We start from the raw sequence: 2,743 nt of genomic DNA on the forward strand, positions 1-2,743 counted from the left end.
CCGACACCGTCCTCCGGATGGTCGCCGGGCCGGCGACGTGCGAGGTGTCCGGCGTGTACGCGCCGGGAGGAGGAGCGGCGCCCCGACGCCCACCTGCCCGGCGCACCGGTTTCGACACCGAGGTCGACACCGTGAACTCGACCACCACCGGGACGCTCGCGGGCATCGCGCTCGGTTTCGCCGGGGCGTTCGGCGGCTTCGGCGCGTTCGTCGTCGTCCTGCTGCCCACCACGGTCGGGTTCCGCTTCACCGACGAACCCGCCCCCCGAACCGCGACATTCCCGCACCACCCGACCGGAGCAGGTACATGACCTCTACGCACACCATCCCGGACAACACCTCGGAAGTCCCGCGCGGCAGCGACTTCGCCCGCCTGACCAGGGAGATCAAAGCCGCCGGGCTGCTGGACCGGCGGTACGGCTACTACTGGGTGCGGATGGCGGTGAACGCCGTGCTGCTCGCGGCGGTCGCCACGGCGTTCGCGGTGCTGGGCGACTCGTGGTGGCAGGTGTTGACGGCCGTGTTCCTGGCCGTGGTGTCGACGCAGCTGGCGTTCATCGGGCACGACGCCGGGCACCGGCAGATCTTCCGCAGCCACCGCCGCAACGACTTCGTCGGGCACCTGCACGGCAGCCTCACCGGCATCAGCTACCAGTGGTGGGTGGCCAAGCACAACCGCCACCACGCCAACCCCAACCACGAGGACCACGACCCGGACATCGAGATCCACGCCATCGCCTTCAGCCGCGCACAGGCGGGGGAGAAGCGGGGCGCGTACCGGTGGATCACCAAGTACCAGGCGTTCCTGTTCTTCCCGCTGCTGCTCGCCGAGGCCGCCGTGCTCCGCCTGTCCGGCCTGGTGGCGCTGTGGCGGCGGGAACTGCGCAACCCGTGGCGGGAAGCCGCCCTCCAGGTCCTCCCCGCGGTCGCCTACCTGGTCGTGGTGTTCCTCGTGCTGTCCCCGCTGAAGGCGGTCGTGTTCATCGCCGTGCACCAAGGCCTGATGGGCGTGTACCTGGGCTGCTCGTTCGCCCCGAACCACAAGGGCATGCCGATCATCGCCGCGGGCCAACGCCTGGACCACCTGCACAAGCAGGTGCTGACCTCGCGCAACGTCACCGGCGGACGGTGGGTCGACGCCCTGCTCGGCGGTCTGAACCACCAGGTCGAGCACCACCTCTACCCGCACATGCCGCGCCCCAACCTGCGCCGCGCGCAGCCCGTCGTCGAGGACTTCTGCGCCCGTCACGGCATCCCCTACAGCAAGACCACCATGCGCCGCTCCTACGCCCAGGTCCTGCGCCACCTGCACGACGCCGGAGCACCCCTGCGCCACCCCGTCCAGGTCAACGCGAGCCGCCGTCGGTAGTGGGCCTGGCCCGACGCCGCCCGGATCACCCCGCTTCGGTGGCCTCGTCGCCGGTGGCGCGCAGCAGGTCGTCACGGGCCCGTGCGACCCGGGAGCGGATGGTGCCCACCGGGCAGCCGACGACGTCCGCGGCCTCGGCGTAGGGCAGGCCCAGGACCTGGGTGAGCACCAGGGCCTCGCGGCGGTCGGGGTCCAGCGCGTCGAGCAGCACGTTCAGCTCGACGACGTCCTCGAAGCCGGTGTCGACGGCCTTGCGGTCGGCCTCCAGCGCCCAGTCCGCGTTGGGCGAGAGCCGGGGGCGCGCCTGGGCCATGCGGATGTGGTCGATCACGACGCGGCGGGCGATGACCAGCAGCCAGGTTCTCGCGGACGAACGCCCGGCGAAGCGGCGCAGGCTGGTCAGCGCGCGGGCGTAGGTCTCCTGCGCGAGGTCGTCGGCGAGCCCGACGTCGGCCAGGTGGGCGACGAAGCGCCACACGTCCCGCTGGGTGGCGCGCACGAACCGCTCCAGGGCGTCGCGGTCGCCGGAACGCGCGTCGAGCGCCCAGCGCGTCACCTCGTCGTCGAAGGCTGTCACGATTCCGGATCGTAACCACCCGGCGTCGGGAACCGGTGAGCCGAATGGAGCGACTACTGGGGTGTGGACTGCCAATCCTGCCGTGAAGCGCTCTCGGCCCGCCTGGACGGGGAGGTCGAGCCCGTACCCGCCGCCGAGACGGGCGCGCATCTGGCACAGTGCACCGCCTGCGCCCTCTGGCAGGCGAACGCACAGGCGTTGACCAGGGTGATCCGGGTGCGTCCCGTGGGGGCGGAGCCGGACTTGGCCGACGACGTGCTGGCCGCCGCCCCACCCCGCCACACCGCCCTGACGCCGCGACTGGCGCTCGCCGCCGTCGCGCTCGTCCAGCTGTGGCTCGCCCTGGCCCAGCTGCTCGCCGGAGCCACCGGCGCGCACGCCGGGCACGGGATCTCCACCCACCTGTTCAACGAGGGCGCGGCGTGGAACCTCGCGCTGGGCGTCGGCCTGCTGGTCGCCGCCGTCAACGCGCACCGCGCCGCCGGGCTCCTGCCCACCCTCGGCGGGTTCGTCGCCGTGCTGCTGGCCTTCTCGGTCAGCGACCTGCTCGACGGCACCGCGACCGCCACCCGCGTCGCGTCCCACCTGCCCCTGGTGGCCGGCCTGGTCCTGCTCTGCCTCGTCGCCCGCGCCCACCGGGAGCAGCCGACCCCCGGCACCCCCGCCAGGCACGACCGCGACGACGACCACCGCGGCCGGGACGGCGACGAATCCGCTCCACAGCCCGGCGGGCGCCGCGGGCAACCGCGCCACCTCCAGCCGACCGCCCACCGACGAGCCGCGACCCGCCCCAGACC

Annotated in this window: 3 protein-coding genes and 2 pseudogenes; 4 read left to right on the plus strand and 1 reads right to left on the minus strand. The window is 73.2% G+C overall.

Annotation, left to right across the window (positions count from 1 at the left end; genetic code table 11):
* Both ACFV4N_RS42425 and ACFV4N_RS42430 read left to right on the plus strand, forming a co-directional pair.
* Positions 1-311 (plus strand): annotated as a pseudogene (locus ACFV4N_RS42425) (hypothetical protein); the annotation flags it as partial.
* Positions 308-1,369 carry a fatty acid desaturase family protein gene (locus ACFV4N_RS42430; RefSeq protein WP_499678353.1) on the plus strand — a complete coding sequence of 354 codons (1,062 nt, stop codon included), beginning with the start codon at positions 308-310 and terminating at the stop codon, positions 1,367-1,369. The pseudogene ACFV4N_RS42425 and the gene ACFV4N_RS42430, both read left to right, overlap by 4 nt.
* A 25-nt stretch (positions 1,370-1,394) precedes the next feature.
* Here ACFV4N_RS42430 and sigC read toward each other — a convergent pair whose 3' ends face one another.
* Entirely contained in the window at positions 1,395-1,946 is a 552-nt protein-coding gene (sigC, locus tag ACFV4N_RS42435) for an RNA polymerase sigma factor SigC (RefSeq protein WP_499678354.1), read from the minus strand.
* Between the two features lie 63 nt (positions 1,947-2,009).
* Here sigC and ACFV4N_RS42440 point away from each other — a divergent pair.
* Positions 2,010-2,108 (plus strand): annotated as a pseudogene (locus ACFV4N_RS42440) (zf-HC2 domain-containing protein); the annotation flags it as partial.
* 54 nt (positions 2,109-2,162) lie between these two features.
* The coding region (locus ACFV4N_RS42445; RefSeq protein WP_499678355.1) for a zf-HC2 domain-containing protein at positions 2,163-2,743 on the plus strand (581 nt) is incomplete at its 3' end.

It is taken from the genome of Actinosynnema sp. NPDC059797, assembly GCF_042732085.1.
GTDB lineage: Bacteria > Actinomycetota > Actinomycetes > Mycobacteriales > Pseudonocardiaceae > Actinosynnema.

Excerpts from the sequence above, each read along its gene's own strand:
- ACFV4N_RS42430 (WP_499678353.1), top strand. The coding sequence starts at position 308 with ATGACCTCTACGCACACCATCCCGGACAACACCTCGGAAGTCCCGCGC.